This is a genomic window from Sporomusa malonica (assembly GCF_900176355.1).
Taxonomy (GTDB): Bacteria; Bacillota; Negativicutes; order Sporomusales; family Sporomusaceae; genus Sporomusa; species Sporomusa malonica.
Map to the genome: position 1 here is coordinate 1 of NZ_FWXI01000017.1, position 25508 is coordinate 25508.

Consider the following 25508-nt stretch of genomic DNA (forward strand, 5'->3'; position numbering starts at 1 on the left):
GTCATGCAACCGAGATACCACATTCGGTATTAGCACCACTTTCGCGGTGTTGTCCCCATTTTAGAGGCAGGTTGTCTACGCGTTACTCACCCGTTCGCCACTAAGTAAGTATTGCTACTTACTCCGTTCGACTTGCATGTGTTAGGCACGCCGCCAGCGTTCGTCCTGAGCCAGGATCAAACTCTCCAATAAAGTTATATTTATTGGAGCCATTTAATGGCTCAATATAAATCAAAATTTGTTTTTGGTTTGTGTCTTGCGACACGCACGCACATCTGGCATTTTTATGATGCATTACTTTACATTGTTCAGTTTTCAGGGAACGTTTTTGTCGCACTCGCATTGCTGCTGAATTCGACAGCTTTTATATATTAGCACACCACTTTCACTGTGTCAATATATCTTTTTAGCAATCGTTGTCGTTGCTTGACGCAATCAACTTTTATATATTAACACGCACATCACACTGTGTCAATATTCATATTTTGGCAGATTCGTCGCATACTTACTCGATAAAAGCGACTTGTTTATGTTAACATGTACCTTACACTATGTCAATAATCATACTCTAAAAAAAGAAAACATCGTATAAACGATGTTTAGCAGTAGCATGCAATATATTCTTCAGACAGTATATCGAGTTTCTGACGCATTTCACTGATTGTACCTGAGGTAAAGTTTAGTTCGTTTAGATCGTCACTATGAAGCAGAGATGAAAGTTTATCTATCTGCTCTAACAATTGAAGCTTTCTCATTATTAATACTACACTCTCCTTAATTGTCAAACTGCAGTATAATATTAACAACTCTAGCTATCTTTGTAAATAACTTTATTTAAACACAGAACAGTAAGTTTTTTCTAATAACTCAGACAAAATGCATTTCTCTTTAATTTACCAAAACCACAGTTGCAAAAGACTGTGATTTTGCTTATCTATAAAAATTTTCTCACAGCCGGGCCATTTAGATATTTACATTTTTTCCCTTGATAGGTATCTCTCGCTAGTAATTGCTCCTCAATCGCCTCGCGTATCTTCCACCAGCCAGTCTGCCAATTGGTAAACAGCGTATTCGTCTCAGGTGCACGGCCAATTAAACGCTGGATGACAATATCAGAATGAAGGTATTCCAGAAAGGTAACTACTCTCTCAACATATTCCTCTTTACTAATCAGCGTAATTTCACCTTTCTGATACCACTCAGCCATTACAGTATTTTTAACAACATACAAGGCATGCAGTTTGACTTGGTCAACCCCCATTACTGAGAGTATTTTGGCACTTTCTATCGAGTCATCCATATCATCCCAAGGGAGGTTTAAAATAAGATGAGCACACACATCCATTGACCAGTGTTTAATCCGCTGCGTAGCATCAATAAACTCAGCAAGCGTATGTCCGCGGTTAATCTTTGCCAAAGTATGATAATTAACTGTCTGCAAACCTAGTTCAATACTAATATCAATGCCATACTCTTCTCGCACATCAGCCAACATCTCCAGATAGGTATCATTAATACAATCTGGTCTAGTAGCCAGCGCAATGGCTACTATATCTTCCTGGCAGGCTTCAATAACATGGCGTTTTAGCTGCTCTACAGGCAGATAGGTATTGCTGAAATTTTGAAAATAGGGAATGAATTTTTTAGCTTTATATTTAGGCGCAATATGAGCCTTATTGGCTGCCAACTGGTCGCTGACTGTCAGCGAAGCAGGAAGATTTTCATAGCCTGCACCAATCTCCCCACAAAATACACAGCCATCCTGTCCACATTCACCGTCACGATTGGGGCAGGTCACCGGCAGGCTAACAGGCAGTTTATACACCTTTTCACCATACCGTTGGCGGAGATATTCAGAATATGGGTTATATCTAAGACCAGAAGTCATCATGATTAATCACCTGATAAGATATTCTCGAGTTTTGATAAGAAAAAAGCACCGCCACTTCGCGATTGCCCAACTTTTCAGCATCTTGTAGATAGGTGGGTATATCCACCCCAAACACCTCAATGTGAAAATTCTTCTTGAGGTCCCGCCATGTGGTAAATACAAAGTCAGGCAAATACCGCCGGACACGTTCGTTATCTCGCCAAAATGCAGTTTTGTATTCTGCCCATTTATCGGTTGATGCCTGATTCATCTGGTTCCATGACAAAAACTCTGGCCGTACCGCCCCATGCTCACTCATAAGCGCATCAAATTTTAAAAACTCTCGGTACTCGTACTCTGCATGAGGATAAAAAACAGCGCAAAATTCAGCCATATGTTTATACAATGTCTTTGCACTGTGTGCAACCAGATGATAACCATGCTGCTCCCAATAACAGGCAAGTTTATAGTAGAAATTAAACGCCCCGCCACCGACAAGTGCAACAAACCAGGGCAGGCTGTATTTAAAACGTCCGCTATTGTATACCTGTTCAAACACTTCTTCTAAAATCTTGAGTCGTCTGATTTGACCATAGTCCAGGTAGTTGCTTGCAAGGACTTCGTATGGCGCACTATCCATGTAAACATAGCCGTAATCAGCAGTTCTTTGTCTGATGCCTGACCCTTTGAGTAATTTAAGAAAACCAATCTGCAGCATATCTGGCTGAAGGCCGTAAACATCATCAAATGACTTGGCCAATACAGCTATGTCTTCGTGTGGCAGACCCACTATTAAATCAAGATGCAAGTGGATATTGCCATAATCTCTGACCCTGCTTACATTTTCAACAATCTGCGACCAGTTGTTGTGCCGCTTGATTGCAGTAAGCGTTTGTTCGTTGGTTGATTGAATACCAATCTCAAACTGAAACCGTCCTGGCGGGACGTGACGTAGAAACTCCAGTACTTCCTCATCCCAAATGTCAGCGGCAATCTCAAAATGGAAATTAGTCCGGCAAGTTTGCGCCGCGAGAAACTTCAATATTGGAAAGTAGTGCTCCTTGCGGGCATTAAAAGTACGGTCAACGAACTTAACCTGCCGCACATCATGCTCAACAAAAAATTGCAAGTCGCTAATTACTCGTTCCTGCCCTAAGAACCGCACGCCCGCAGTAGCACTTGATAAGCAATATTGACAAGAAAATGGACACCCGCGTGAGCTCTCATAATACAATATTTTCTCACTAAGCAGCGCCATGTCCTCATGGGCATAAGGAAATGGAATAGTATTAAGGTTGGCAACCACCTGAGGCTGACTAGCAGCAATTCCTCCGTCGCTGCGATAGGCCACGCCTGGAATACTTGCTGCAGTCTGCCCTTTACCCAGCGCTGCCAACAATATCTCTAACGTCTGCTCGCCTTCACCTAGCACTATATAATCAACTGCTGCATGAGCAGCTAATATGTCCTCAGGCTGATAAGAGACTTCTGGCCCCCCCAGTACAACAACTGCTGCTGGTTGTACCTTTTTAATTAGCCCAGCCAGCTCCAGACTGGCTTCAATATTCCAAATATAACAGGCCAGACCGATTACATCAGCCTGACAAGCATAAATATCACTCAAGATCTCAAGCAAACCATTATTAACGGTATATTCACGCACAGTTACATTTCGCCCAGACACCTGACAATAGGACGCTAAATATCTCAGCGCCAAAGATGAATGTATATATTTTGCATTTAACGTTGATAGCAATACGTTCACAATCAGTCTCCCAGTACCATAATCTCCCTGCAAGTATAGTTGTTTCGGTCCACCTTGTCAAATATCCTGCCACCACTTGTACGTCGCGGCATTCACCACCCAAAGCGGCTCCGCATAAGATAGAACAAGGTAACCATGAGGAAGGTGATTAGCATGCGGATAATGATCGATGGTCGCTACCTACCAGGCAGCGCTCGAGTCAACCGTGATTTATTAATAACTCTCCGCAATATGGCACAAGTTCTCAACTGGGGAATCCGTTATGACGCGCAAAAGGAATTAGTTCTTATCAACTCCAAGAACTCCTCCATGCCGCCGTTACCAACCGAGTATCTTACAGATGAAAGAAACGAAGATGAGAATGCCCGCCTTGCCGGTAAAGTTGTCTGTGTGGATCCTGGGCATGGCGGCAGTGATCCTGGTGCCCTCGGCCCCACTGGAACAATGGAAAAAGACAATACGTTAGCCATTGCTTTGCTGCTCAAAGAAAAACTTGAAAAAAACGGAGCCACAGTGGTTATGACCAGAGATTCAGATACCAATGTAGCTTTTGCCGAAGCAACAGCCAACGAAGAGCTGAGCGCCCGGGTAGAGGCTGCCAACCAGGCTGAAGCTGATTTATTTATCAGTATCCATAATGATGCTTTTACCAGCAATACGGCGGCTGGTACTACGACTTTTCACTATGGCAACAAGGAGTCGGTAAAACTCGCCAATCTGGTGCAGCGCAACCTGGCTGACAAATTAGGTACAAAAAATCGTGGCGCACGCTTTGCCAGCTTTTACGTGCTGCGCTACACCAACATGCCATCAATACTTATTGAAACAGCTTTTATCTCCAATCCTGTTGAAGAGATGCTCTTATCTAGTGTGGATGGCCGGGATAATGCTGCCGAGAGTATTTGTGACGGTATCTTAAAATACTTCAAAGTATAGAAAATATTTCCCTTTGGGCATGCTATACCAGGAAATACTACCATACTACGCTAATATATATTATAAGTTATCGAATAAGTTTCTGAAAAGGAAGTGTTGTTATGTCGCAACCGACTACAGGACTGCCATCCCGCGATGAAATACAGGCTGACCACAAATGGCGGATTGAAGATATCTATAGCAGTGAAGAATTATGGCAAGCCGACTTTGATAAAGTTAAAAATACCCTGCCAAAAATAGCCGATTATAAGGAAACCTTATCCCACTCAGCCGAAAAACTGACAACCTGCCTAAAGCTGCGGGATGAAATAAATATTCTCGCTGGTAAGCTATTTGCTTATGCCCGCTTGCAGCGGGATGAAAACACAGCAAATGCTAAATATCAGGCACTTGTTGGCAAAACTGAAGGCCTGCTTTCCGAAGCAAGCGCAGCCACTTCGTTTATTGAACCGGAGATCTTAGCCATGCCAGACGAGGTACTATCCTCTTTCCGTCGTGAACAATCACTGGCTGAATACAGTTTTTATTTTGACAATCTGACTCGCCAAAAGCAGCATGTTTTGTCACCTGCTGAAGAAGAAATCCTCTCCCGGTCAGCCGAAGCAACACAGGCTGCGGAAAATATCTTTAATATGCTGGCTCATGCCGATATGACGTTTCCCGACATCACGGGTGAGGATGGCAAAACCATCGCTTTGAGTGAAGGCCGCTATCGTTCACTGATCATGTCAACTGACCGTCGTGTGCGCAAAGACGCTTTTACCGGCTTATTCGGCTCTTACAATACATTCCGCAATACCTTTGCTGCCACACTGGCAGGCAATGTTAAGAAAAATATCTTTTACGCGCGCACCCGCAAGTACGACTCTACCCTAAAATCAGCTTTGTCTGATGGCAATATCCCGCTAAGCGTCTACGACAACCTACTTGCCACTATCAATAACAATTTGGGACCACTACACCGTTACATTGCCCTTAAGAAAAAGGCCTTAAACCTTGACAGTGTCCACATGTATGATCTATACACCCCCTTGGCACAGGAGATAAAATTCAACATAACCTACCCTGAGGGGCTAAAATTAGTACGTGACGGCCTAGCTCCACTCGGCCCTGAGTATACTAATATTTTAAACAAGGGCCTAACTTCCGGCTGGATCGATGTCTATGAAAACAAAGGTAAGCAAACAGGTGCTTATTGCTGGGGCGTGTATGGCGCCCATCCCTTCGTGCTCTTAAATTATAATGACCGCCTTGAAGATGTCAGCACGCTAGCTCACGAGATGGGTCATGCCATTCATAGCTATTATAGTCAGGCCACCCAGCCATATGCCACTTCCCAATATACCATCTTTACCGCCGAAGTGGCTTCAACGACTAACGAAATTCTACTCAATGATTTTCTTTTAAAAACAACAACCGACAAGCAAAAGAAACTCTATCTAATAAACCAATACCTTGAAATGGTGCGGGCCACTGTCTATCGCCAGACAATGTTTGCCGAGTTTGAGAAGAGCATCTATAGCAAGGCAGAGGACGGAGAGACACTCACAGCTGATTTGCTTGATGAAATGTGGCATGTACTAAACGTCAAATATTATGGCCCTGACATGGTGGTTGACCCTGAAATAGACATCGAATGGGCCAGAATCCCACATTTCTATTGGAACTTTTATGTTTATCAGTATGTTACTGGCTATGCGGCAGCCACCACTCTGGCTGAAAAAATGCTTAACGAGGGCGAAGATGCTCAACAAAAATACGTCGGCTTCTTAAAAAGCGGTGGTTCAGATTATCCGATTAATATACTGAAGCAGGCTGGCGTCGATATGTCAACACCGCAACCTGTTGAACTTACGCTCAATAGGTTTTCGGCCATGCTGGATGAACTGGAAAAATTATCAACCTTCTCTTGACAATTTTTGGACTTCGCGTTATATTGATTATATGACAAAACATAATTGCTCTCGATGGCTCGCTACTTCGTGTCTTGACCAACCGACCAGCAATTGTTTGAGTCAAACACATATTACGGAGGTTGGTTAAACATGGATTATCAAGACAAGGATCTTGCCTGTAAGGAATGTGGCGCAGCTTTTGCTTTCACAGCATCAGAGCAAGCTTTTTATGCTGAGAAAGGCTTCCAAAATGATCCTTCCCGTTGCCCGGATTGCCGTGCAGCTAGAAAACGTCAAAACGGTGGTCGTATGGGCGGCGGCAACACTCGTCCCCAACGCGAAATGTTCGACGCTACTTGCAGCGCTTGTGGCATTCAAACCCAGGTTCCTTTCCGCCCTACTGCCGGAAAACCTGTATACTGCCGCGATTGCTTCCAATCCAACAGATAATTACTAATCGTCAATCACAGGTCGGATAACATCCGGCCTGTTTTTTATTGCCCGAATACATGCAAATCGCATATCTACGCATTTCTATGTATTCTCGGTTCTTTCGAATAGATTTAGCATGCATGCGAAAACTAATAGCAAATACGCCTTCATGAGGGACGTTATGCCGACATTCAAACCAATGCTGGCTAAACCTGGCCAGTTGCCTAACGAACAAGATAGCTATAGCTTCGAAATCAAATGGGATGGCATCAGAGCCATATTTTATCTGGAAAAGAATAAGTCCCGCCTTATGAGCCGCAACCTTAAAGACATTACTCATCAATATCCCGAACTTGCAGCCTTAGCTGAGTCAATCGGCAGCAATCATACCGAACTGATTTTAGATGGCGAAATTGTTGCATTTGACCCGGCTGGACTCCCCTCTTTCTCCCGGTTACAGCACCGTATGGGCTTGAAAGACGAGAAAATCATCGCCGAAATGATGCAGCAGGTTCCTGCTCATTACGTTATCTTTGACATTTTATCCTTAGATTGCAGTCTGCTTTTAGACAAGCCCTACACTGAGCGGCGGGCCATACTAGAAAGCCTTGCTCTTGACGGTACTTACTGGCAAACACCTGGCTATAAGACAAGTGATGGCCAAACCATTTTAACGGCCAGCCGTAAGTTGGGCCTGGAAGGCATTATTGCCAAACGCCTGGACAGCTTCTATCAAGCGGGTAAGCGCACCGGAGCTTGGCTCAAAATCAAAAATCAACGCCGCCAAGAACTAGTCATCGGCGGCTGGGTGCCAGGCCAGGGTGCCCGCCAAGGACAAATCGGTGCACTTCTTATTGGCTGTTATAATCTTACCCCTGAGGCAGCACAAGCCGGAGATGTTCCTCAACATCTCATATATGCAGGTAAAGTCGGCACCGGCTTTACTCAGGTTAGCTTGGCAGAACTAGCCAAAGTGCTGACACCGCTAAGCATTGAAGCCAGTCCGTTTTCTCAAGCTCCACCTGTAAAAGGCGCACAGTTTGTTGATCCGGTATTGGTCGGGGAGTTTGAGTTTACTGAATGGACACCCAACCATACCCTCAGGCATCCATCCTTTAAGGGCCTACGAAATGACAAAGACCCGCGTCAGGTAATACGCGAAGACTAACCACGGGAGGTAACGCCTATGCCCCGACCGATGTGGAGCGGCTCAATCAGCTTTGGCCTTATCAATATCCCGGTCAAGCTGTACAACGCCGTAAAAAAGAAATCTATCCAATTTAATCAACTACGCAAATCTGATGGTTGTCGTATTCGTCTAAAAAAAGTTTGCCCCTCTGACGGCGCAGAGGTCCCAACCGACAATATTGTCAAAGGCTATGAAATCTCGCCAGAGCAATATGTAGTCGTCACCAGCGATGATCTTGAAGCCATCCAGCCTAAAAACGCCCGTACTATTGCTATTGAAGACTTTGTACAGCTCGACCAGATTGACCCCCTATATTATGACAGCTGCTATTACCTCACCCCCGATAAAGGCGCCGGCAAAGCTTACTCTCTTTTACTGGCTGCTATGCAGAAAACCGGCAAGGTTGCAATCGCCCGAGTAGTTATGCGTAATAAAGAATACCTTACCGCCATTCGTTCTGCCGGCAAAGCTCTGGCACTATCTACAATGCACTTTGCCGATGAAGTGCTTGCTGTTGACCAACTAGAAGAACTGCCGTTAGAAGTGCCTGAAGCGGATAAAAGGGAGCTGGCTATGGCTGAGCAACTGATTGAGTCACTGTCTACTGAGTTTGAACCTGCCAAGTACCACGACCAGTACCATCAACAAGTCCTGGACATGCTTGAGAAGAAGGCCGAAGGCCAAACAGTGATTAGTCAGCCTGAAATTAAAGAAGGCGGCAAAGTAATTGACCTGATGGCTGCTCTTGAGGCCAGCATCTCGGCCATAAAAGACAAAAACAGCGGTGGAAAAAGAACAAAGCCGAACAAGGCTGAGAAGCCGGTGGCAGCAGACAGGAGGAAAAAAGCAAGTGCCCAGTGACAACAAGGGTAAAACAACGATTGATATAGCCGACCGGAAGCTTAAGATCGGCAACCTTGACAAAATATTCTATTCCGCCACTGGCTTTACCAAAGGACAAATGCTTGACTACTATATTCGCATTGCGCCTGTTCTCCTACCCCACCTTGCCAACCGGCCGCTAACTATGAAGCGTTATCCTAATGGTGCACAAGGCAAGTTCTTCTACCAAAAAGAATGCCCAGCCCACCGCCCTGAATGGATTAAAACTATACCTGTGTGGAGCGGTGGCAATAACCGCAATATCAACTTCTGCAATGCAGTTGATTTGCCAACATTGGTATGGGCTGCTAATTTGGCAGCACTTGAGCTACACACCTCGCTATCTGTGGCTCCAGCAATAAACCAACCTTCGCTCCTTGTGTTCGACCTTGATCCAGGTCCGCCTGCTACAATTGTAGACTGCGCCCAAGTCGGCCTACTCTTAAAAGACTATTTCGACAGGCATAAACTGCAAAGTTTCCCCAAAACCTCAGGTTCCAAAGGATTGCAAATATATGTACCGCTTAATACACCAGTTAATTACGATACAACCAAGAACTTTGCTAGGGTGCTGGCTACCCGCTTTCAGGAAAAATATCCTGACCGGATTGTCGCCAATATGAAGAAGGTGCTGCGCACAGGTAAAGTCTTTATCGATTGGAGTCAAAATGATGAACACAAAACAACGGTTTGTGTTTATTCGCTCCGTGCCAAAGAACGTCCTACAATATCCACGCCAGTGACCTGGGAAGAAGTTGCTAGCGTAGTAGAAGGAAAAAATCCCGATTTTCTAACCTTTGAAGCAGCGCAGGTACTCGATCGGGCGGCTAAATTAGGGGACTTATTCTCCCCAGTACTTAGCCTTAAACAAAAACTGCCAGCTATATAAAGAAAACACGGCTTGCGCCGAGACTTTGGCGAAAGCGGAAGCCGATGTTGCCCTTATCCAGACGGAAAGTTATACTTTCTTACAGGATAAAGAAAACACGGCTTGCGCCGAGCCTCTGGCGACGGCGGAAGTCGATGTTGCCCTTATCCAGGAGAAAGTTATACTTTATATCAGGATAGTAAAGAGACATACAAAAACCGCCGTTTATTGATAACGGCGGCTTTTATACTAACCCTTGGGTCCGGCGGCAGCAATTTCAGCCGGAATAGCTTGACTGAAGCTGCCGGAGTTTTTAACAAATAACTGGGCCAATTCCTGGGCCTTACGATCATAAGCCGCTTTATCAACCCAGGTATTACGCGGCACAAGAATTTCAGAAGGTACGCCCGGACAGCTTGCCGGCACATAAACATTGAATATAGGATCAAGCTGGTATGGCACTTGTTCGAGGTGCCCCTCGATGGCTGCTGTTACCATTGCACGGGTATAGGACAGCTTCATGCGGCTGCCAACACCGTAGGGTCCACCTGACCAGCCTGTATTAATTAAGAATACGTTGGTTTCATGACGTTTGAGTTTTTCTCCCAGGAGTTCAGCATACCTCAGGGCCGACAGTGGCAAAAACGGTGCGCCAAAACAAGCGGAGAAGGTAGCTTGGGGTTCAGTAATGCCGCGCTCGGTACCAGCAAGCTTGCTGGTGTAACCTGACAAGAAATGGTACATGGCTTGCTCAGCATTCAGCTTGGCAATTGGCGGTAACACCCCAAAGGCATCGGCTGTTAAGAACACAATTGTTTTCGGATGGCCAGCTACCCCGGGAATGAGTGCATTAGGTATATAGTCTACCGGATAAGCTACCCTGGTATTTTCTGTGATCGAGTCATCAGCGAAGTCTGGCATGCGGGTTGCCGGATCAATCACTACATTTTCCAACACAGCCCCAAACCGAATGGCTTCCCAAATCTGCGGCTCTGTCTCATGTTTGAGACCAATACACTTAGCATAACAGCCACCTTCAACATTGAAAATGCCTTCATCACTCCAGCCATGCTCATCATCACCAATCAAATGGCGATCTGGATCGGCTGACAAGGTCGTTTTGCCGGTACCGCTTAGCCCGAAAAATAAGGCCGAATCTCCTTTGGTACCTACATTGGCCGAGCAGTGCATAGATAAAATGTCTCGCTCAGGCAAGATATAGTTCATAACAGTAAATATGGATTTTTTCATTTCCCCTGCATAGTGGGTGCCGCCGATAAGTACTAACCGCTGTTCAAAATTAAGAACAATAAAAGCCTCTGAAGCAGTACCATCAATGGCTGGATCAGCTTTAAACCCAGGGAGGCAAACTACTTTATAGTCAGGAGTAGCTTCGAGCTGTACTGAGGCTGGACGGATAAACAGCTGGTGCACAAATAAATTTTGCCAGGCAAATTCATTCACAAACTGAACACTAATCCGGTTTTTAGGCTCAGCACCAGCAAAACCATTAAAAATAAATACTTCCCGGTTCTGCACATAGGCCATCATTCGATTATACAACTGATTAAATTTATCAGTTGAAAACGGCTTATTAGCATTCCAAGCAATTTTATCATGCACCGCAGGCGAGTCAACAACAAATTTATCATTTGGCGAGCGGCCTGTATATTTGCCAGTGGTAACTTGCAGCGCGCCAGTGGCAGTGAGTTGTCCCTCGCCCCGCCTAATAGCTGCTTCTACTAATTGTGCTGGACTTAAGTTATAATGTACATTCCCGTTCATGCTCCATACTCCCTTTCACATATCGCAGTTCTCGGCTAGCCTATATCATTATAACATAAGTATTTTGTATACAGAATCATTATTTTGTTATTTTTTTATGTTTTTTTTGCATGTAGTATTTACTAATCAACTCAATAGTGTAACATTATTAGATATCCAACTCAATTTTTACGACACTTGGCATATCCTGCTTCTCACATACACGTGGATGGCGAACAAGCTTATGTTCAAGTTCAGCAAGTGCCGGGGGCACTGGTCTGTTAATTATTTTAGCCAAGTCATTTAAGACGGCAAATTCAGATTTACCGGCAAGGCTGTCACTGCCAGCTAAAGCGGTAAGTACTGTCTCATTAAACTTAAACGGACTGGCTGTAGAAACTATAATAGCAGGGGTAACATCACCTGATTGACGGCGGTATTTTTCAGCAACCTTCCACGCAACCGCAGTGTGCGGATCAAGAGCATAGCCATGCTCCTTATATACCTGACCAATTGTAGCGGCCGTCTCCTCGTCACCTACCCAACCTGCCGGAAATGCTTTCTGGATGGTAGCTAAAAGCTCATCGGAAACTCTATATTGACCTGTGCTATTTAATTCTGCCATCCACTCACTGACTGCTGCCGAATTCCCCCCTGCTATATGGTATAGCAGCCTTTCCAAATTGCTTGAGATAAGGATATCCATTGAGGGGGAATAGGTTTTGTGGAACTGGCGGTTGCGACTATACACGCCTGTTGTGAGGAAATCTGTCAGTACATTATTACTATTTGACGCACAAATTAGCTTATTAACCGGTAATCCCATCAACTTGGCGTAATAACCGGCCAGAATGTTACCGAAATTACCTGTCGGAACAACAAAGTTAACCAAAGTCCCCTGCGTGATGTGCTTATCCCTTACCAAATCGGCGTAGGCGCTGAAATAGTATACAATTTGAGGAACAAGCCGCCCCCAGTTGATCGAGTTGGCCGACGACAGCTTATAACCATGTTCAGCAAGTGAGGCATTATAGGCACTGTCGCTGAAAATATGCTTAACCCCTGTCTGGGCGTCATCAAAATTCCCCTTTACCGCCATGACTCTGAGATTATTGCCTTCCTGGGTAATCATCTGTAGTCGCTGGATCTGGCTAACGCCATCCTCAGGGTAAAACACCATGACCCGCGTCTGCTCAACATCCTTAAAACCTTCAAGAGCCGCTTTACCGGTATCGCCTGATGTTGCAACTAAAATAACAATCTCAGCTTGTTCGCCAATTTTCTTGAGCGCACAGGATAAGAGCCTGGGCAATAGCTGCAACGCCATATCTTTGAAAGCACTGGTCGGGCCATGCCACAATTCCAAAGCAAAAGTTCCATCAGTTATCTTTATGACCGGAGCTACATCAGTATTCGAAAATTTTTCGCTGCTGTAAGCACCTGCTACACAATCTGTTAGTTCAGCAGCAGTATAATCAGGTAAAAACAAGCGTAAAATGGCTTCAGCTCGCACTTGGTACGTAAGAGGAGTCAGTCTGGTTAAAAATTCCCCGTCTACCGATGGAATGGCTTCTGGTACAAACAACCCCCCATCAGGGGCTATTCCCCGAGCAATGGCCTGAGCCGCCGTCAGCTTCTCGGCTGCACCGCGTGTACTAACATACATAATAAATTACTCCTTCCTGTAGGGCAAATATAACGACAATTACTCTGTATGAGCAATATACTTTCCTGTAACCGTCCCGCCATTATAGCAAACAAGCATCTCAGCGACAAAATCAAGTATTTCCTGCAACTCGTCAGCACCGGCGCTTTCATCGGCGTAGACAACCGCCAAGAGATTGCGGGTTGCCAGCGTAACTGCGGTTCGGCGCGCATCTGATGTAGGGTTGCCGAACACACCTTCACCGTCTGTCAGGAACGGCTTATTCTCCGTCGAGACAGTCTTACCGGCTATATTAATATAACTGCCTTCGTGAGCCCGCATATACACAACATCCCCAGTTATTTGGTCCAAATCATATAGGCCAAACGGCAATAAGTATTTTATCGAACAATAATTATTTACATCCACCGCGCTATTTACATAATATAAATCCTTCTTTTGCAGCACCCGCCGCACCAGCGCTTCAGACGCTGGACGATAACGGGACGGATCAAAATCAAGCTTCTTATACATAGAACGAACTGCTAAAACCCGGGGAACCTTCGTCAATACCTCTAGGTTATATGCTTTAGCCACTTCTGCTTGCAGTTGGGCAAACTCCTGGCTCAAGGCAGGCGGTGTTCCCCTGACAACGACGTTATTGATGGTTAGATAACCTAACCTGCAATTGGGAACAACGTGGCTAATGCTTTCATTAATAGCAATTTTCATAGAAAAAGACTCCCCCCGGACATTTAAATCATAGGCCATATCAGTTGCGGGCAATTGTACACAATTTAGCATTTATGGCCTGTGCCAGTTTATCAGGAGCAACAACAATCTGACAGCCCCTGATACCGGCGCTAACGGCAATTATTGGCCAATTACAGGCACTTTCATCCAAAAACACCGGATAGCGTTTTTTCGGCCCAAGCGGCGAAACTCCGCCTCTTACGTATCCAGTCAGCGGTTGCACCTCTTTTAGCGGCACCATCTCTACTTTTTTATTACCGCTGGCTGCGGCCAATGCCTTGAGATCTAATTCGGCAGCGCCAGGAATACAGGCCATGATAACACCTGTCTTGTCGCCCCTAGCCACCAAGGTCTTAAAGACCTGACCATGTGGCATACCAATCTTATCTGCGACATTTTGCGCGCTTAAATCAGTTTCATCTACCTTGTATTCACTAAGCTCATATTCAATTTTAAGACCATCTAATATTCTAGCAGCATTTGTCTTCATGGCATCACTCGATAGTAATAAGCTTGTATTCGAGCGAGCCCATACCAATTTTTGCGGCATGCCCGATTTGAATCATCGCATCATGCTCAGCATACGACATTTCAGCCAACGATTTGCCGTGAGCCTTAGCAGTAAGATCAACGGTCGCCTTATCGATCGCTACCGGATCACTGGACGCTAATATCCCAATATCCGGGATTAGTTTCGACTGTTTAACGCTAAAGCAATCGCAATCCTTGGTCATATCAATCAGCACATTAAAATAGAAGCACTTTCCCGGTTTGCCAATCACTGTCCCGTAGGCATGTTCCGCCATACTCCGCTGCATGAAACCGGATTCGGCATTCCAGTCGTACTTTACAGCATCAAATCGGCACACAGCCAGGCACTCGCCGCAGCCAATACATTTTTCGGTCACAATGAATGCTTTGCCACCTTGTTCAACAATAGCGTCCTGCGGACACCATTTGATGCACTTTTGACAAAACTGGCATGCTTTATCCCTGACTTCAGGCAGCATGGCCGAATGCTGACGCATTTTTCCCATGCGGCTAGCCAGCCCCATACCCATATTTTTTATACAGGCCCCCAGACCTGCAGCAGGATGGCCGGTCGGATGTGAAACAACTAATAAAGAATCGGCATTTAGAATTTCTCTTGCTACTTTTACCGATTTATGCAACTCTCCATCAACTATAACCTCATGTTCAGTATTGCCGGCCAATCCATCAGCCATAATGAACGGAGCACCTACATTTTCGATGCTAAAGCCGTGGTTATGGGCATGCAAGATATGTTTTACAGCGTTTTCACGCTCACCTTTATATAAAGTAGAGGTTTCTGTAAGGAAGGGCTGACCGCCCATTGCTTTAGCCTTTTGCACCAATTCTTTTATCACTTCAGGCTTAACATGGGTTGTATTTTTCCTTTCACCTACATGAACTTTTATTGCAACAAAATCATTACTACTGATTGCCTGAGCAGCACCGGAGGCTTCAAAAATTTTGGCCATGGCTTTAGCTTGTTCACTTGTCGTCAAACCATCAGCCACTGGGATAAAATACACGTTTGTTGTCACGATCAGTCCCTCCAATTAGAATTTTTGTCCATAGCTTTTGCATTTTTTCACAGTATATAATTGTTTCCTCAATTTGTCAATAAACAGTACGAGCGCGGCAAGCCGCGCCCATACTCTCTTAATCGAGTGTCATGTATTTTACTTTTACGTCGGGAATTTCTTTAAGTTCCTGCTCAATCTGATTGACCGGCACTTCCTCGCCGCATAACTGAAGTAATATGATGCCACTATTAGTACAACCACACACAGCGGCATCATGCAGTCCGAGACGTACCCGAATATGGCAACCGTATTTAGTCAGCACATCTTGGACCTTTATAGCAGTCTCCACACGGTTGTCTTGGATAATGGCCATGATTGTCGAACAATTGGTCATTAGTAACACCTCCCAAATATCTTCGTATAATACTTATCCACTAATTATAAAAATCCTGCTTGTTTCCAACATAAATCAGCAAATTTTTCCATTCAAATTTATTTAGAAAACATAGAGGATTTCTCCTTATTATGTGGAAATATTCTCTAATATATTTGTCGTTTTTTCTCCTTCTGTGTAACAATTGTATCGAGGTGCTTATGCGTGAAATTACTGATGAAAAACGTAAGATTATCGAACACCGGACTGATTTTCTAGTTCCTGGAATGGAGCTAGCGCATGATATCTGCTCAGCCGACGGAAAAATTCTGTTTGCTAAGAATAGTATTATCAGCCAGCATAATATTCAAAAATTGGGTAACTGGCAGATTCCAAAGGTTTTTGTCTATGCGGAAGTCACTGCTGCCAATCCTATTGTCGACCCGAAAATTCAGAAGTTCCTCAATACATACAACCAGTCAGTCCTTGTTGTGCAAAAAGCATTTGATGATATCAGAGCTACACAGAAAGTTCCGCTTGACACCTTTACTGCCACAGCCGCTGATATTGCGGAAAGTGTTACCGAAGCTGGCAATGTGATTGACCGGCTCTACAACCTGCCGCCCTGTGATGATTACACCATGTATCACAGTGTTAACGTCAGCGCCATCTCAGCCCTTATTGCCACTTGGCTAAAATTCCCGCCAGAACAAGTGAACGCAATTTCTCTGGCCGGTTTATTGCATGATGTCGGCAAGTCACTCTTACCTCCTGAACTCTTACATAAGCCTTATAAACTGTCACCAGAAGAATATGAGCAATATAGGAAGCATGTTTCCTACGGTTATGAGCTTGTCAGCAAAATCCCCGATATATCTCAAAGCATCACGGCCGCCGTTTTTCAGCATCATGAGCGGCGGGACGGTAGTGGATATCCTGGTGGAATTACTGATTATTACATCCATCCATATGCCAAAATAATTGCTGTAGCAGATTTATATGACGAAGGCCTGACCATTAATCGTGAGAACCCGCAGTCCATGCTAAGCCCTTACTGCAGCCTGCAGAAACTCTGGGATGAGGTTTACCGACTTGATCCTAAGGCATGTATCACCTTTGCTGATACCATGGCTGATTTTCTCTCAGGTAACCGGGTGATGCTCACTGATGGGCGTGAGGGCCGAGTGGTATTTATCAATAAAAAGAAACCCTCTTCATCCATGGTTCAGCTTGATGACGGATCGGTAGTTGATCTATCAGAACATCCTGAAGTATATATTCATTATGTAGTACGCTAATAGAAAGCTGCCATTTCATTCATGGTGGCTTTCTTAATTATATTGTATTATTTTACTCACGCTGACTCAACCGACTGTTGTTTGAATAGAATATCACGCAAGATTCGAACATTGTCTGGGGAGTGCATAACTTTCCTTTATAACAGTAAGTCTATTTGTTACCATAGTAACAAATAATACAGTCCTATTAGCATTTTTTTGAAGGACAAGCGCTGGCTGGCAGCGAAAAGAACACTGCATGTCATTTGTACGATTTGAGGTGAATGGTTTTTGCTCAAAATTGCTTTAGGTCAGATGGAAGTCATTCCTGGCAGGCCAGACTTGAATACCCAAAAGATGTTAACCATGATTAGTGCTGCTCAAAGCCAACAGGCTGATATCATTATCTTCCCCGAAATGGCCATTCCTGGCTATTTACTAGGCGACGCCTGGGAACAACAGGCATACCTTCGCGATTGTGAGGCTTTTGGCCAGAAGATAGTGGCTGCATCCCAGGACATCTGCGTCATCTTCGGGAATATTGCCCCCCAGTGGAATAAGCGTGGGGACGATGGCCGGGTACGCAAACACAATGCCTGCTTTATAGCCCAACATGGTCAGCTTATTTCCACACGCATTAAAACACTACAGCCCAATTATCGGGAGTTTGACGATACGCGGCATTTTTTCAGCTTGCGTAAACTAGCACTTGAACTTAAACAGGATGTAGAGACATTACTAACTCCTGTTAAAATATTAATAAGGGAAAAAGAATATAGCTTGGGCTGCATTATTTGCGAGGACGGCTGGAATGACGATTACAGCGTTGATCCAATTGCTGCTTTAAGTGCCAATGGCCCACTGGATTTAATCATTAATATTTCCAGTTCGCCGTTTACACTGGGGAAAAACAACAAACGCAACAGGGTATTTTCCAGACAGGCACAGGAAACAGGCGTCCCCTTACTCTATGTTAATAACACCGGCCTTCAAAACAACGGTAAAACAGTATATACCTTTGACGGGTTCAGTACAGTATACAACAGCACCGGTCAAATCATTGCTTACTGCCAGCCGTTTACCGAAACACTTACTTATCTAGAGATAGATGTTGCCACTGGCGGCCAGAACCTCGCACCAGTCAGTGTCCCTGACGACTTTACCATTGACAGCTTATATCAGTCGATCAGTTATGGTGTCAAGCAATTTTTGCAGGCCATTGGCATGACCAAGATAGTAATCGGGGTGTCAGGTGGTATTGACTCGGCGGTAGCCGCCGCCCTGTATGCCAGTATTGTAAAACCAAACAACATTCTGCTTGTCAACATGCCGAGCAAGTTTAACTCGAAAACAACACAAGACTTGTCTGCACAATTATCTCGCAATCTTGGTTGCTTATACACAGTGATGCCAATTGAGCAAGCAGTGGAGCACACGGCTGGCCAAATAAGCGGTACACCTGTAACCAATCTGGCTACAGGTGAGCAAAATCACCTTTCGGTATCTTCCTTTGTATTAGAGAATATCCAGGCCCGCGACCGGTCATCCCGCCTGCTGGCAGGCATTTCGGCAGCTTTTGGTGGCGGGTTTACCTGCAACGCTAACAAGAGCGAACTAACTGTCGGCTATTCTACTCTTTATGGTGACCAAGCCGGCTTCTTGGCTGCCCTGGCTGATTTGTGGAAGCATCAAGTCTATCAATTAGCAAATTATTTAAACACCCAGGTCTATGGCCGGAAAGTAATCCCCCAGGCTATTATCGACCTGGTGCCAAGTGCCGAGCTCTCCTTTGAGCAGTCGGTTGATGAAGGCAAGGGCGATCCAATCATGTATCCCTACCATGACTTTTTATTCCGCGCCTTTATGGAATATTGGAACAGAGTTACCCCAGAAGATATCTTAGTGTGGTATAGCGAGGGCACTGGTGTACTTGAGCAGAAACTAGGCTGTCAAGCAGGTTTAATAGCTAAGCTTTTCCCTGGCCCGCGTGAGTTTATTGATGATCTTGAGCGTTGGTGGCGTCTCTATACCGGCATGGCTGTGGCCAAACGGATTCAAGCCCCGCCCGTACTAGCTGTCAGCCGTCGTGCCTATGGATTTGACCACCGCGAAGCGCAAAATGGCGTATATTTTACTCAAGAATATCAAAAATTAAAGAATAAGTTATTATGTCATTAAAAAACACGCGGGCACAATTGCGCCTGCGTGTTTTCTTTATCTATTCTCTATCTGCTAAACATCCGCAATAACCAAACAACTACAAGTACCGCGCCAGCCGCTAACACCACAAACATGAATAGCGGCAGGAAAAAGAATACCAGTAACCCCAAAATTGCGGCCACAATCAGTTTGCCAGTCCAGCTGGAAGAGTCAAAAGCAATATTTACTTGCTTAACCCGTGGTCGATCGCCCGAGCCCGCATACTGACGTCGATTGTCACTATCGCCTTTTTCCTCAATCGTAATCCCATTAAAATTATCACGTTCCTGACGGCTTAGTACCTTAACTGCCAACTCATGTCCGCAGTGCTGGCATCTGCTGGCTTCAGGTTCAATTTGCGCACTGCAGTTAGGACATTCCATTTTCTACCCCTCCTAGCACTTACTGCAAATCATATAGCAATGCAACCATTCCTTCTTCACTCAGATACCTGGGATCATAACGTTCCAGTTTCAATACCTCAAATATTTTAGCGCGGTTAACGCTAATACTGGACTTGCTTACGGCCATTTCTTCAGCCAATGTCTCAGCCGGCACCTCAGATTCGCCAGAATTAATCTGCGAATAAGAAAAAATAACAGCCGAGGCCCAGGCTGCAGGCTTCCGAACATTAACTGTTCCCATATGTGCGAAATCTTGCCACATCTTTTGCGCCAAAACTGCATCATGACGCGAATAGCCAAATTGGGGCATGAATCTCCCGATTAATTCGGTAACCTCACTATTGATAATAATGGCATTACCATCGCTCGGCGGCTGCGGGAACTTGCGTTCAACCTGTGCATATGAGGTAACATTGACTCTGGCCCAAGTAGCCAAAAGATCAATAGTGTGACGCACCGCATTGGCATGCCGCTGCACAAAATCACTCCAGGTAGTTCCAGACTGCTGCAGCTCCAACATAGCTTTTTGCCTGATGATTTCTTCTTTAATCCTCCGGCGTAAATTGTTGCTTATTTCAACACTGGTAATAAAATTAATCATAACCAGTTCTTTTTCCTCTTGTTGCAGAAAAACATGACCATAAAACAGCAGTTTCTTCACAAGCTTATAATCATAATTAGGGTTAGGCAAACGGAATTTTTCCTCTGTTAAAAGGTTAATACATTCAACCCAATCCTGATTGATCACACTTTCTACATAAAAAACAGTGAACTTGGCGCCCATAAGCTCTTGCAGTATCTTCCGTTCTTCAGCAGATAGGCGGTCACTGTAATCCATATTAAACTGAACAAGCGGTGTCCGGTCATTTGATAACAGATGATAGTCAAATAGAAAATAGTCCCAAAACCCCAGCCAAAACTCGTCGTCGTTTTCGTCTTCCGGCATTTGCCCTAACGGCCCAAGATAGAGCATAAGCGCTCGATCAAAGTCATCAACAAAGTTTTCCTGCTGGAAATAGGCGCTAAACTTAAGCATCAGACGCTCAACTGCCTCGCCGACAATTCTCCCGAGATCTTTAGGCATAGTCAGCAGTGTTTTAGTTGAGCTCGCTTCCCCTTCGTCAAATAGCCCCTGTAATTCCTCTTCTTCGGTCCCAGCCTCAATAAATTTAAGACGTTTGCCCCCAGTCATAAATTCAGCAGCTTGCTGCAATTCGGTTGTTTCAGCAATTAGTTTCTTAGCAGCCAGATAGCTGTAAAACTCCTGCAGTACATCAAATAGATGTCGTACGGTCTTGATATTAGGCTTAAAATCTTCTATTTGTACAATCATCCATTCAACGGCTAAACTATACTCAGAAGCCGTCATCTCGTCAACGACAGTCTCGCCTGAATAGGCCAAATACAATACGAACATATGAAGATTACGCCATGCATCCCTTAGGGTATCATCAGTAGCCCCCTGCCAGGCTTTTTGCCGCAAAAAACCTTCAATCCATTCGCGTTTTATCGCAGAATCCCATTCCGATTCTTCATTGAAAAAAACTCGGACTTCATCATAGACATTTTTTATATTAGTCATGGGTAACATTTAGCTCCTTTAAGCACATTAACACCGTTTATTATATCACGATTACCCCTGCTAAACTAGTAGCACACTTAATAACTGGTATTATTTACCATAATCTAGTTATTAAAGTCAATTTTTTCCATTCCTCAGCGTTAGTGCTAGGTCAGGCTACATTCATATCCTTATATTATATAATAAAAAAATCTCCCATGAACGGATCAGGGAGATTTTTATCTGCAGCTAAATCTACAATTTTCCTATGAGTATCGGGCCATTAACCTTATTGTCATCCACCAGCGGTACAGACCAATCATAATAAAAATAGGTCTGTTCAACTTCTTCAAGCGAGCTATGCCTGCGCCACAGATATGGCGGCTGACCAAAAGTCACAATATAATCGTCGTCCTCATGATAAACCAGCGCCTTAACTGTTTGCTCTGAGTCTGCCCGGCTCGATGAAGCTATATAACTGCCGGCCTTCCGCCAAGCAACTATTGGAATAACCTGACCAAATTCGTTTTTCACGGCCATCGCCTCCGGTCATAGTATAACCAGACAGCCGCCCAGATACTCCAAGCTGCGTTTCATCATTGCTCCTTGCCAATATAGCTGTTATACAGCAGCCCACAGGCGATAAGTACGCCGCCTACGACATTGCCTACAAAACTGTTGTGCCCAAGCATCCAGTCAATAATGATACTTGCCGTCATCTGGCCCAAGAAGGTAATCAGCGCAGAGAACATGACAGGCAGACGCGGGACAATGACATTAAGACCAGCAACTACTGCTACCCCGATAGGGCCACCAAAATAAACCCACCACGGTACAGCCCCCAGCTCTGCTGGTGATGGCCAGCTAATATGATTATTAAAAATAATAAATAACAGAATGACTGACGCGCCGCAATAGTTGATCAGCGTTCCGTGAAAGATTCCAATTCGTTCGGCCAATTTGGCATTAGCCACCATGTTCAGGATACCAATACAACCAATCACAACCCCAAGAATAATCGCAAACATCATGGTAACACCTAATATACGATCATGATAGCCGTACCAGTCAATATAAGCACCAAACCCGGAATTTTCCGGGCAGTAAACCTATGTTGAGGCATTCCCAGCCAACCATTGTGATCAATCAAAGCCGATAGTACCGACTGGCCCAAAAGGCCGGTAGCTACTGTTAAAGCAACGCCAATCGATTGAAAACAGATATTAGTCAATACGACCATAAGCACTCCGAATATACCGACACAATACAGATATAACGGAGCACTACTCCCCTTATTCACTGCCTCCCGTACAATAAGCAGCGTAATAATCACAGTCATCAGACCAGCAACGTGAACGATAAGAACGGAGTTGTACATTTCAAGGTAAGTACTTAATATACCGTTTAATGACACCATAATGGCAGTCAAGACACCGATCATCAAACCACTTATTACTATCATAGTGAGCACCTTCTTCGTGTTTTTAAGAATATGAGCTTGCTTTTCATTCTTATTGATATTACAACAACAGTTTAGTATATACCAAAACATACTTACTTTTCCCCTCTCAGGAATGATTGTCAGCTGTCAGGAAAAATGCTATCCTGAAACAATGGAGGGATATGTATGTCCGAACATTTGCTGTTAGAAATGATTGAACGAATGAGCGTGGCTGCCACGCTTGCTTTTGTGCTATCTCAAACCAGTGTATTTAGGCGGCTGATTAACCGCCGTAATACGAACAGGGATGCTATACTTCTTACGATTTTTTTTGGACTTGTCGGCATTATGGGCACATATGCCGGCATACCTGTAAATGACGCTATTGCTAATTCACGTGTTGTCGGCGTCATGGCTGCCGGCTTAATCGGGGGCCGACTCATGGGAGTTTCAGCAGGAATCATCGCCGGCGGGCATCGATACCTCTTAGGTGGTTTTACCGCTTTTTCCTGCGCCTTGGCCAATTTGTGCGAAGGTCTTTTCGCCGGCATGATACACCGCCTGTACCCAGGGCGCCCCATCCCATGGTGGCTGGCTCTTGTGGCCGGTATGTTAGGTGAAATTATGCAGATGGGTATTATCCTTTTAACCTCCCGCCCTTACAACTTAGCCTGGGAGCTTGTCAGCGAAATTGCTTTGCCTATGATTGTTGCTAACTCGCTAGGCCTGGCGGTATTTATGCTTATCATTAAAACAGCTATGGATGCCCAAGAAAAAGTCGGTGCTGAGCAATCACACAAGGCACTTGATATTGCCAATAAAACCTTACCCTATTTGCGGCGCGGCCTCAATGCTGAATCGGCTCACGAAACAGCTCGAATTATTTTTGCAACCGCCGGTTATGATGCCGTAGCCATCACTAATGCTGACCGCGTCCTGGCTTTCGCTGGAGCCGAGAGCTCTCACCATGCTCCTCCGTCTGAGACAAGTTTAACAACCTCCACCCGCCAAGTACTCGTGACAGGTCAGATGCAACTTGCCCGAGATAAAGCTGGAATCGGCTGTGTCCACCCCGACTGCCGACTGGCAAGCGCCATTATTGTACCGCTCAAGTGTGCTGACAGGGTGATTGGTGCCTTGAAACTTTATTATACAAGAGGCAATGGTGTCGGTCAGTCAGACATTGTCTTTGCGACCGGCCTGGCTCACCTCTTTTCTACCCAGCTTGAACTTACCGAGATTGACCGCCAGGCTAAAATGGCGGCCAGAGCCAAAATGAAAGCACTTCATGCCCAAATCAACCCGCATTTTTTATTCAACACCCTTAATACGATTACTTCACTTGTGCGAACCAAGCCTGATTTAGCCCGAGAGCTCTTGATCAAATTAAGCGCGATCTTCCGCTATACGCTGCACAAGACTGGCCAGAACATTACCATTGACGAAGAATTGGCCCAAGTTCGGGCGTATCTTTCGATCGAGCAAGCTCGCCATGGCGAAAAACTGGTAGTAACAGAAGCCATCGAAACTGGCCTTGGTCATTACAGGATTCCGTCACTTACCATCCAGCCATTAGTCGAAAATGCCATCAAGCACGGGTTACAGCCCAAGCCTGAGGGCGGCTCAATATTTCTTAAAGCTGCCGACTGCGGCCAAGCTATTGAAATCAGCATTGCCGACAACGGAGTAGGCATGGACTTAGCTACGAATAACCCATTGGAATATCCCAGTGGTGAAAGTATTGGTCTTATTAATGTCCATGAACGCCTGTATGGTCAGTACGGCGGCAATTATGGCCTGACACTTACCAGTAAGCCTGGCCATGGTACTACAATTACTCTGCGTTTGCCTAAACGCCTTAATGATGAGGTGGAAGACTGTGCTTAAAGCCATTATTGTTGACGATGAACTACCGGCACGAGATGAGCTTAAATTTTTACTGTCCAAGCTACCAGGTATTACTGTAGTAGGGGAAGCTGACAATGGCCCCGCAGCAGTGGGCTTGGCTGCTCAGCACAGGCCTGATGTAGTTTTCTTAGATATCCAGATGCGCGGCATGAGCGGGGTTGATACAGCACTAGCCTTGAGAACCGCGACCCCTAACTCACTTATTGTTTTTGCCACTGCCTATGATGAATATGCAATAAAGGCCTTCGAAGTTGGCGCTATTGATTATCTATTAAAACCCTTTGATGGCGAACGGGTAGCAGCTGCCGCTGAGCGCCTGCAAAAATATTATCCAGAAGATTGGCAGGCAGCTGCCACCCGCATTGACCAAGCAATAACAACGGCTGCCAAACCCCCTGTGTACAAGCTGGCTGCCGAAAAAAACGGAAAAATTGTGCTAGTAAACTACAGCGACATGATCTATGCCCATACCCAAACTGGCTCAGTCACAGTAGTAGCTGAGACAGGTGAATATTGCTACGCAGGCACATTGTCAGAGCTGCAGGAACGCCTGCGTGGAACAACAATACTCAGAGTGCATAAAAGCTATCTCGTGCACATGGAAAAAGTCAAAGAGGTTATTCCCTGGTTTAAAGGGACATATTGGCTTAAACTGCCTACCCCAGGCGGCAATACGATTGAGGTACCTGTCGGCAAAGGACAAATTAAAGATATCAAAGAACTCTTAGGACTTAAGTAGGCGCCAGCTTGGCGCCATTTCTTTTTGCCCTCGTATATTTCCATTGACCGCCTGATT

25 protein-coding genes and 1 rRNA gene are annotated in these 25508 nt (G+C 45.0%); 11 read left to right on the plus strand and 15 right to left on the minus strand.

The features are described from left to right. The 4 genes from B9A22_RS17160 to B9A22_RS17170 form a co-directional block, all read right to left on the minus strand. Window positions 1–192 (minus strand): 16S ribosomal RNA (locus B9A22_RS17160); the annotation flags it as partial. Between the two features lie 407 nt (window positions 193–599). Beyond that, the gene (locus B9A22_RS25540; protein ID WP_176215567.1) at window positions 600–755 is read right to left on the minus strand and encodes a hypothetical protein; all 156 of its coding nucleotides are present in this window, start codon (window positions 753–755) and stop codon (window positions 600–602) included. A gap of 179 nt (window positions 756–934) precedes the next feature. After that, window positions 935–1888, minus strand: a complete 954-nt coding sequence (gene mnmL / locus B9A22_RS17165; protein WP_084577273.1) for a tRNA modification radical SAM protein MnmL/YtqA — start codon at window positions 1886–1888, stop codon at window positions 935–937. After that, window positions 1872–3635 carry a B12-binding domain-containing radical SAM protein gene (locus B9A22_RS17170; RefSeq protein WP_084577176.1) on the minus strand — a complete coding sequence of 588 codons (1764 nt, stop codon included), beginning with the start codon at window positions 3633–3635 and terminating at the stop codon, window positions 1872–1874. The genes mnmL and B9A22_RS17170 overlap by 17 nt, the downstream gene beginning before the upstream one ends. Before the next feature lie 153 nt (window positions 3636–3788). On the opposite strand from B9A22_RS17170, the gene B9A22_RS17175 reads away from it, so the two are divergent. The 7 genes from B9A22_RS17175 to B9A22_RS17205 all read left to right on the plus strand — a co-directional run bounded on the left by B9A22_RS17175 (window position 3789) and on the right by B9A22_RS17205 (window position 10069). Beyond that, window positions 3789–4571: an N-acetylmuramoyl-L-alanine amidase family protein gene (locus tag B9A22_RS17175; protein WP_084577177.1), complete on the plus strand. Its 783-nt coding sequence runs from the start codon at window positions 3789–3791 to the stop codon at window positions 4569–4571. Between the two features lie 101 nt (window positions 4572–4672). Continuing rightward, on the plus strand, window positions 4673–6484 hold the full coding sequence (gene pepF / locus B9A22_RS17180) for an oligoendopeptidase F (RefSeq protein ID WP_084577178.1): 1812 nt from the start codon (window positions 4673–4675) through the stop codon (window positions 6482–6484). Between the two features lie 132 nt (window positions 6485–6616). After that, window positions 6617–6916 (plus strand): zinc-ribbon domain containing protein, encoded by a 300-nt coding sequence (locus tag B9A22_RS17185; RefSeq protein ID WP_084577179.1) that lies wholly within the window; start codon window positions 6617–6619, stop codon window positions 6914–6916. 163 nt (window positions 6917–7079) lie between these two features. Continuing rightward, on the plus strand, window positions 7080–8066 hold the full coding sequence (gene ligD, locus B9A22_RS17190) for a non-homologous end-joining DNA ligase (protein WP_084577180.1): 987 nt from the start codon (window positions 7080–7082) through the stop codon (window positions 8064–8066). 18 nt (window positions 8067–8084) lie between these two features. Next, window positions 8085–8948, plus strand: a complete 864-nt coding sequence (ku, locus tag B9A22_RS17195) for a non-homologous end joining protein Ku (RefSeq protein ID WP_084577181.1) — start codon at window positions 8085–8087, stop codon at window positions 8946–8948. Beyond that, entirely contained in the window at window positions 8938–9858 is a 921-nt protein-coding gene (gene ligD, locus B9A22_RS17200) for a non-homologous end-joining DNA ligase (protein ID WP_217805976.1), read from the plus strand. Before ku ends, ligD (B9A22_RS17200) begins: the two co-directional genes overlap by 11 nt. Before the next feature lie 25 nt (window positions 9859–9883). Next, a complete protein-coding gene (locus B9A22_RS17205) occupies window positions 9884–10069 on the plus strand; it encodes a hypothetical protein (RefSeq protein WP_084577182.1) in 186 nt (61 codons plus the stop codon). Window positions 10070–10086: 17 nt separating this feature from the next. Here B9A22_RS17205 and pckA read toward each other — a convergent pair whose 3' ends face one another. The 6 genes from pckA to B9A22_RS17235 all read right to left on the minus strand — a co-directional run bounded on the left by pckA (window position 10087) and on the right by B9A22_RS17235 (window position 15943). After that, entirely contained in the window at window positions 10087–11622 is a 1536-nt protein-coding gene (pckA, locus tag B9A22_RS17210; RefSeq protein ID WP_084577183.1) for a phosphoenolpyruvate carboxykinase (ATP), read from the minus strand. A gap of 148 nt (window positions 11623–11770) precedes the next feature. Further along, on the minus strand, window positions 11771–13267 hold the full coding sequence (thrC, locus tag B9A22_RS17215; RefSeq protein ID WP_084577184.1) for a threonine synthase: 1497 nt from the start codon (window positions 13265–13267) through the stop codon (window positions 11771–11773). Window positions 13268–13306: 39 nt separating this feature from the next. Continuing rightward, entirely contained in the window at window positions 13307–13978 is a 672-nt protein-coding gene (locus tag B9A22_RS17220; RefSeq protein WP_084577185.1) for a B3/B4 domain-containing protein, read from the minus strand. Between the two features lie 40 nt (window positions 13979–14018). Then, window positions 14019–14489 (minus strand): Cys-tRNA(Pro) deacylase, encoded by a 471-nt coding sequence (gene ybaK, locus B9A22_RS17225; RefSeq protein WP_084577186.1) that lies wholly within the window; start codon window positions 14487–14489, stop codon window positions 14019–14021. Window positions 14490–14493: 4 nt separating this feature from the next. After that, window positions 14494–15567 carry a DUF362 domain-containing protein gene (locus B9A22_RS17230; RefSeq protein ID WP_084577187.1) on the minus strand — a complete coding sequence of 358 codons (1074 nt, stop codon included), beginning with the start codon at window positions 15565–15567 and terminating at the stop codon, window positions 14494–14496. Window positions 15568–15685: 118 nt separating this feature from the next. Next, on the minus strand, window positions 15686–15943 hold the full coding sequence (locus B9A22_RS17235; protein WP_084577188.1) for a CPF_0552 family protein: 258 nt from the start codon (window positions 15941–15943) through the stop codon (window positions 15686–15688). Between the two features lie 200 nt (window positions 15944–16143). On the opposite strand from B9A22_RS17235, the gene B9A22_RS17240 reads away from it, so the two are divergent. Next, a complete protein-coding gene (locus tag B9A22_RS17240; RefSeq protein ID WP_176215568.1) occupies window positions 16144–17220 on the plus strand; it encodes an HD-GYP domain-containing protein in 1077 nt (358 codons plus the stop codon). Window positions 17221–17490: 270 nt separating this feature from the next. Next, window positions 17491–19377: an NAD(+) synthase gene (gene nadE / locus B9A22_RS17245; protein WP_084577190.1), complete on the plus strand. Its 1887-nt coding sequence runs from the start codon at window positions 17491–17493 to the stop codon at window positions 19375–19377. A 47-nt stretch (window positions 19378–19424) separates the two neighbouring features. Here the strand turns inward: nadE and B9A22_RS17250 are convergent, their stop codons facing one another. The 5 genes from B9A22_RS17250 to B9A22_RS17270 all read right to left on the minus strand — a co-directional run bounded on the left by B9A22_RS17250 (window position 19425) and on the right by B9A22_RS17270 (window position 22825). Beyond that, complete coding sequence (locus tag B9A22_RS17250) at window positions 19425–19781, minus strand: zinc ribbon domain-containing protein (RefSeq protein ID WP_084577191.1); 357 nt, start codon at window positions 19779–19781, stop codon at window positions 19425–19427. Between the two features lie 19 nt (window positions 19782–19800). After that, window positions 19801–21384: a hypothetical protein gene (locus B9A22_RS17255; protein WP_084577192.1), complete on the minus strand. Its 1584-nt coding sequence runs from the start codon at window positions 21382–21384 to the stop codon at window positions 19801–19803. Between the two features lie 234 nt (window positions 21385–21618). Beyond that, window positions 21619–21897, minus strand: coding sequence for a hypothetical protein (locus tag B9A22_RS17260; protein ID WP_084577193.1), 279 nt, complete (start codon window positions 21895–21897; stop codon window positions 21619–21621). A 62-nt stretch (window positions 21898–21959) separates the two neighbouring features. Continuing rightward, entirely contained in the window at window positions 21960–22394 is a 435-nt protein-coding gene (locus B9A22_RS17265) for a DMT family transporter (RefSeq protein ID WP_084577194.1), read from the minus strand. An 8-nt stretch (window positions 22395–22402) separates the two neighbouring features. After that, complete coding sequence (locus B9A22_RS17270) at window positions 22403–22825, minus strand: DMT family transporter (RefSeq protein ID WP_176215569.1); 423 nt, start codon at window positions 22823–22825, stop codon at window positions 22403–22405. 165 nt (window positions 22826–22990) lie between these two features. On the opposite strand from B9A22_RS17270, the gene B9A22_RS17275 reads away from it, so the two are divergent. Both B9A22_RS17275 and B9A22_RS17280 read left to right on the plus strand, forming a co-directional pair. Next, window positions 22991–24691 (plus strand): sensor histidine kinase, encoded by a 1701-nt coding sequence (locus B9A22_RS17275; RefSeq protein WP_084577196.1) that lies wholly within the window; start codon window positions 22991–22993, stop codon window positions 24689–24691. Then, a complete protein-coding gene (locus B9A22_RS17280) occupies window positions 24684–25451 on the plus strand; it encodes a LytR/AlgR family response regulator transcription factor (protein WP_084577197.1) in 768 nt (255 codons plus the stop codon). Before B9A22_RS17275 ends, B9A22_RS17280 begins: the two co-directional genes overlap by 8 nt. Window positions 25452–25508 lie beyond the last annotated feature (57 nt).

What these genes read in the sequence shown, in the direction of transcription:
- B9A22_RS25540 (WP_176215567.1), bottom strand. Translation starts at nt 755, where the DNA reads ATGAGAAAGCTTCAATTGTTAGAGCAGATAGATAAACTTTCATCTCTG.
- mnmL (WP_084577273.1), bottom strand. Translation starts at nt 1,888, where the DNA reads ATGACTTCTGGTCTTAGATATAACCCATATTCTGAATATCTCCGCCAA.
- B9A22_RS17175 (WP_084577177.1), top strand. Translation starts at nt 3,789, where the DNA reads ATGCGGATAATGATCGATGGTCGCTACCTACCAGGCAGCGCTCGAGTC.
- pepF (WP_084577178.1), top strand. Translation starts at nt 4,673, where the DNA reads ATGTCGCAACCGACTACAGGACTGCCATCCCGCGATGAAATACAGGCT.
- B9A22_RS17185 (WP_084577179.1), top strand. Translation starts at nt 6,617, where the DNA reads ATGGATTATCAAGACAAGGATCTTGCCTGTAAGGAATGTGGCGCAGCT.
- ligD (WP_084577180.1), top strand. Translation starts at nt 7,080, where the DNA reads ATGCCGACATTCAAACCAATGCTGGCTAAACCTGGCCAGTTGCCTAAC.
- ku (WP_084577181.1), top strand. Translation starts at nt 8,085, where the DNA reads ATGCCCCGACCGATGTGGAGCGGCTCAATCAGCTTTGGCCTTATCAAT.
- pckA (WP_084577183.1), bottom strand. Translation starts at nt 11,622, where the DNA reads ATGAACGGGAATGTACATTATAACTTAAGTCCAGCACAATTAGTAGAA.
- thrC (WP_084577184.1), bottom strand. Translation starts at nt 13,267, where the DNA reads ATGTATGTTAGTACACGCGGTGCAGCCGAGAAGCTGACGGCGGCTCAG.
- B9A22_RS17220 (WP_084577185.1), bottom strand. Translation starts at nt 13,978, where the DNA reads ATGAAAATTGCTATTAATGAAAGCATTAGCCACGTTGTTCCCAATTGC.
- ybaK (WP_084577186.1), bottom strand. Translation starts at nt 14,489, where the DNA reads ATGAAGACAAATGCTGCTAGAATATTAGATGGTCTTAAAATTGAATAT.
- B9A22_RS17235 (WP_084577188.1), bottom strand. Translation starts at nt 15,943, where the DNA reads ATGACCAATTGTTCGACAATCATGGCCATTATCCAAGACAACCGTGTG.
- B9A22_RS17240 (WP_176215568.1), top strand. Translation starts at nt 16,144, where the DNA reads ATGCGTGAAATTACTGATGAAAAACGTAAGATTATCGAACACCGGACT.
- B9A22_RS17250 (WP_084577191.1), bottom strand. Translation starts at nt 19,781, where the DNA reads ATGGAATGTCCTAACTGCAGTGCGCAAATTGAACCTGAAGCCAGCAGA.
- B9A22_RS17255 (WP_084577192.1), bottom strand. Translation starts at nt 21,384, where the DNA reads ATGACTAATATAAAAAATGTCTATGATGAAGTCCGAGTTTTTTTCAAT.
- B9A22_RS17265 (WP_084577194.1), bottom strand. Translation starts at nt 22,394, where the DNA reads ATGATGTTTGCGATTATTCTTGGGGTTGTGATTGGTTGTATTGGTATC.
- B9A22_RS17270 (WP_176215569.1), bottom strand. Translation starts at nt 22,825, where the DNA reads ATGATAGTAATAAGTGGTTTGATGATCGGTGTCTTGACTGCCATTATG.
- B9A22_RS17275 (WP_084577196.1), top strand. Translation starts at nt 22,991, where the DNA reads ATGTCCGAACATTTGCTGTTAGAAATGATTGAACGAATGAGCGTGGCT.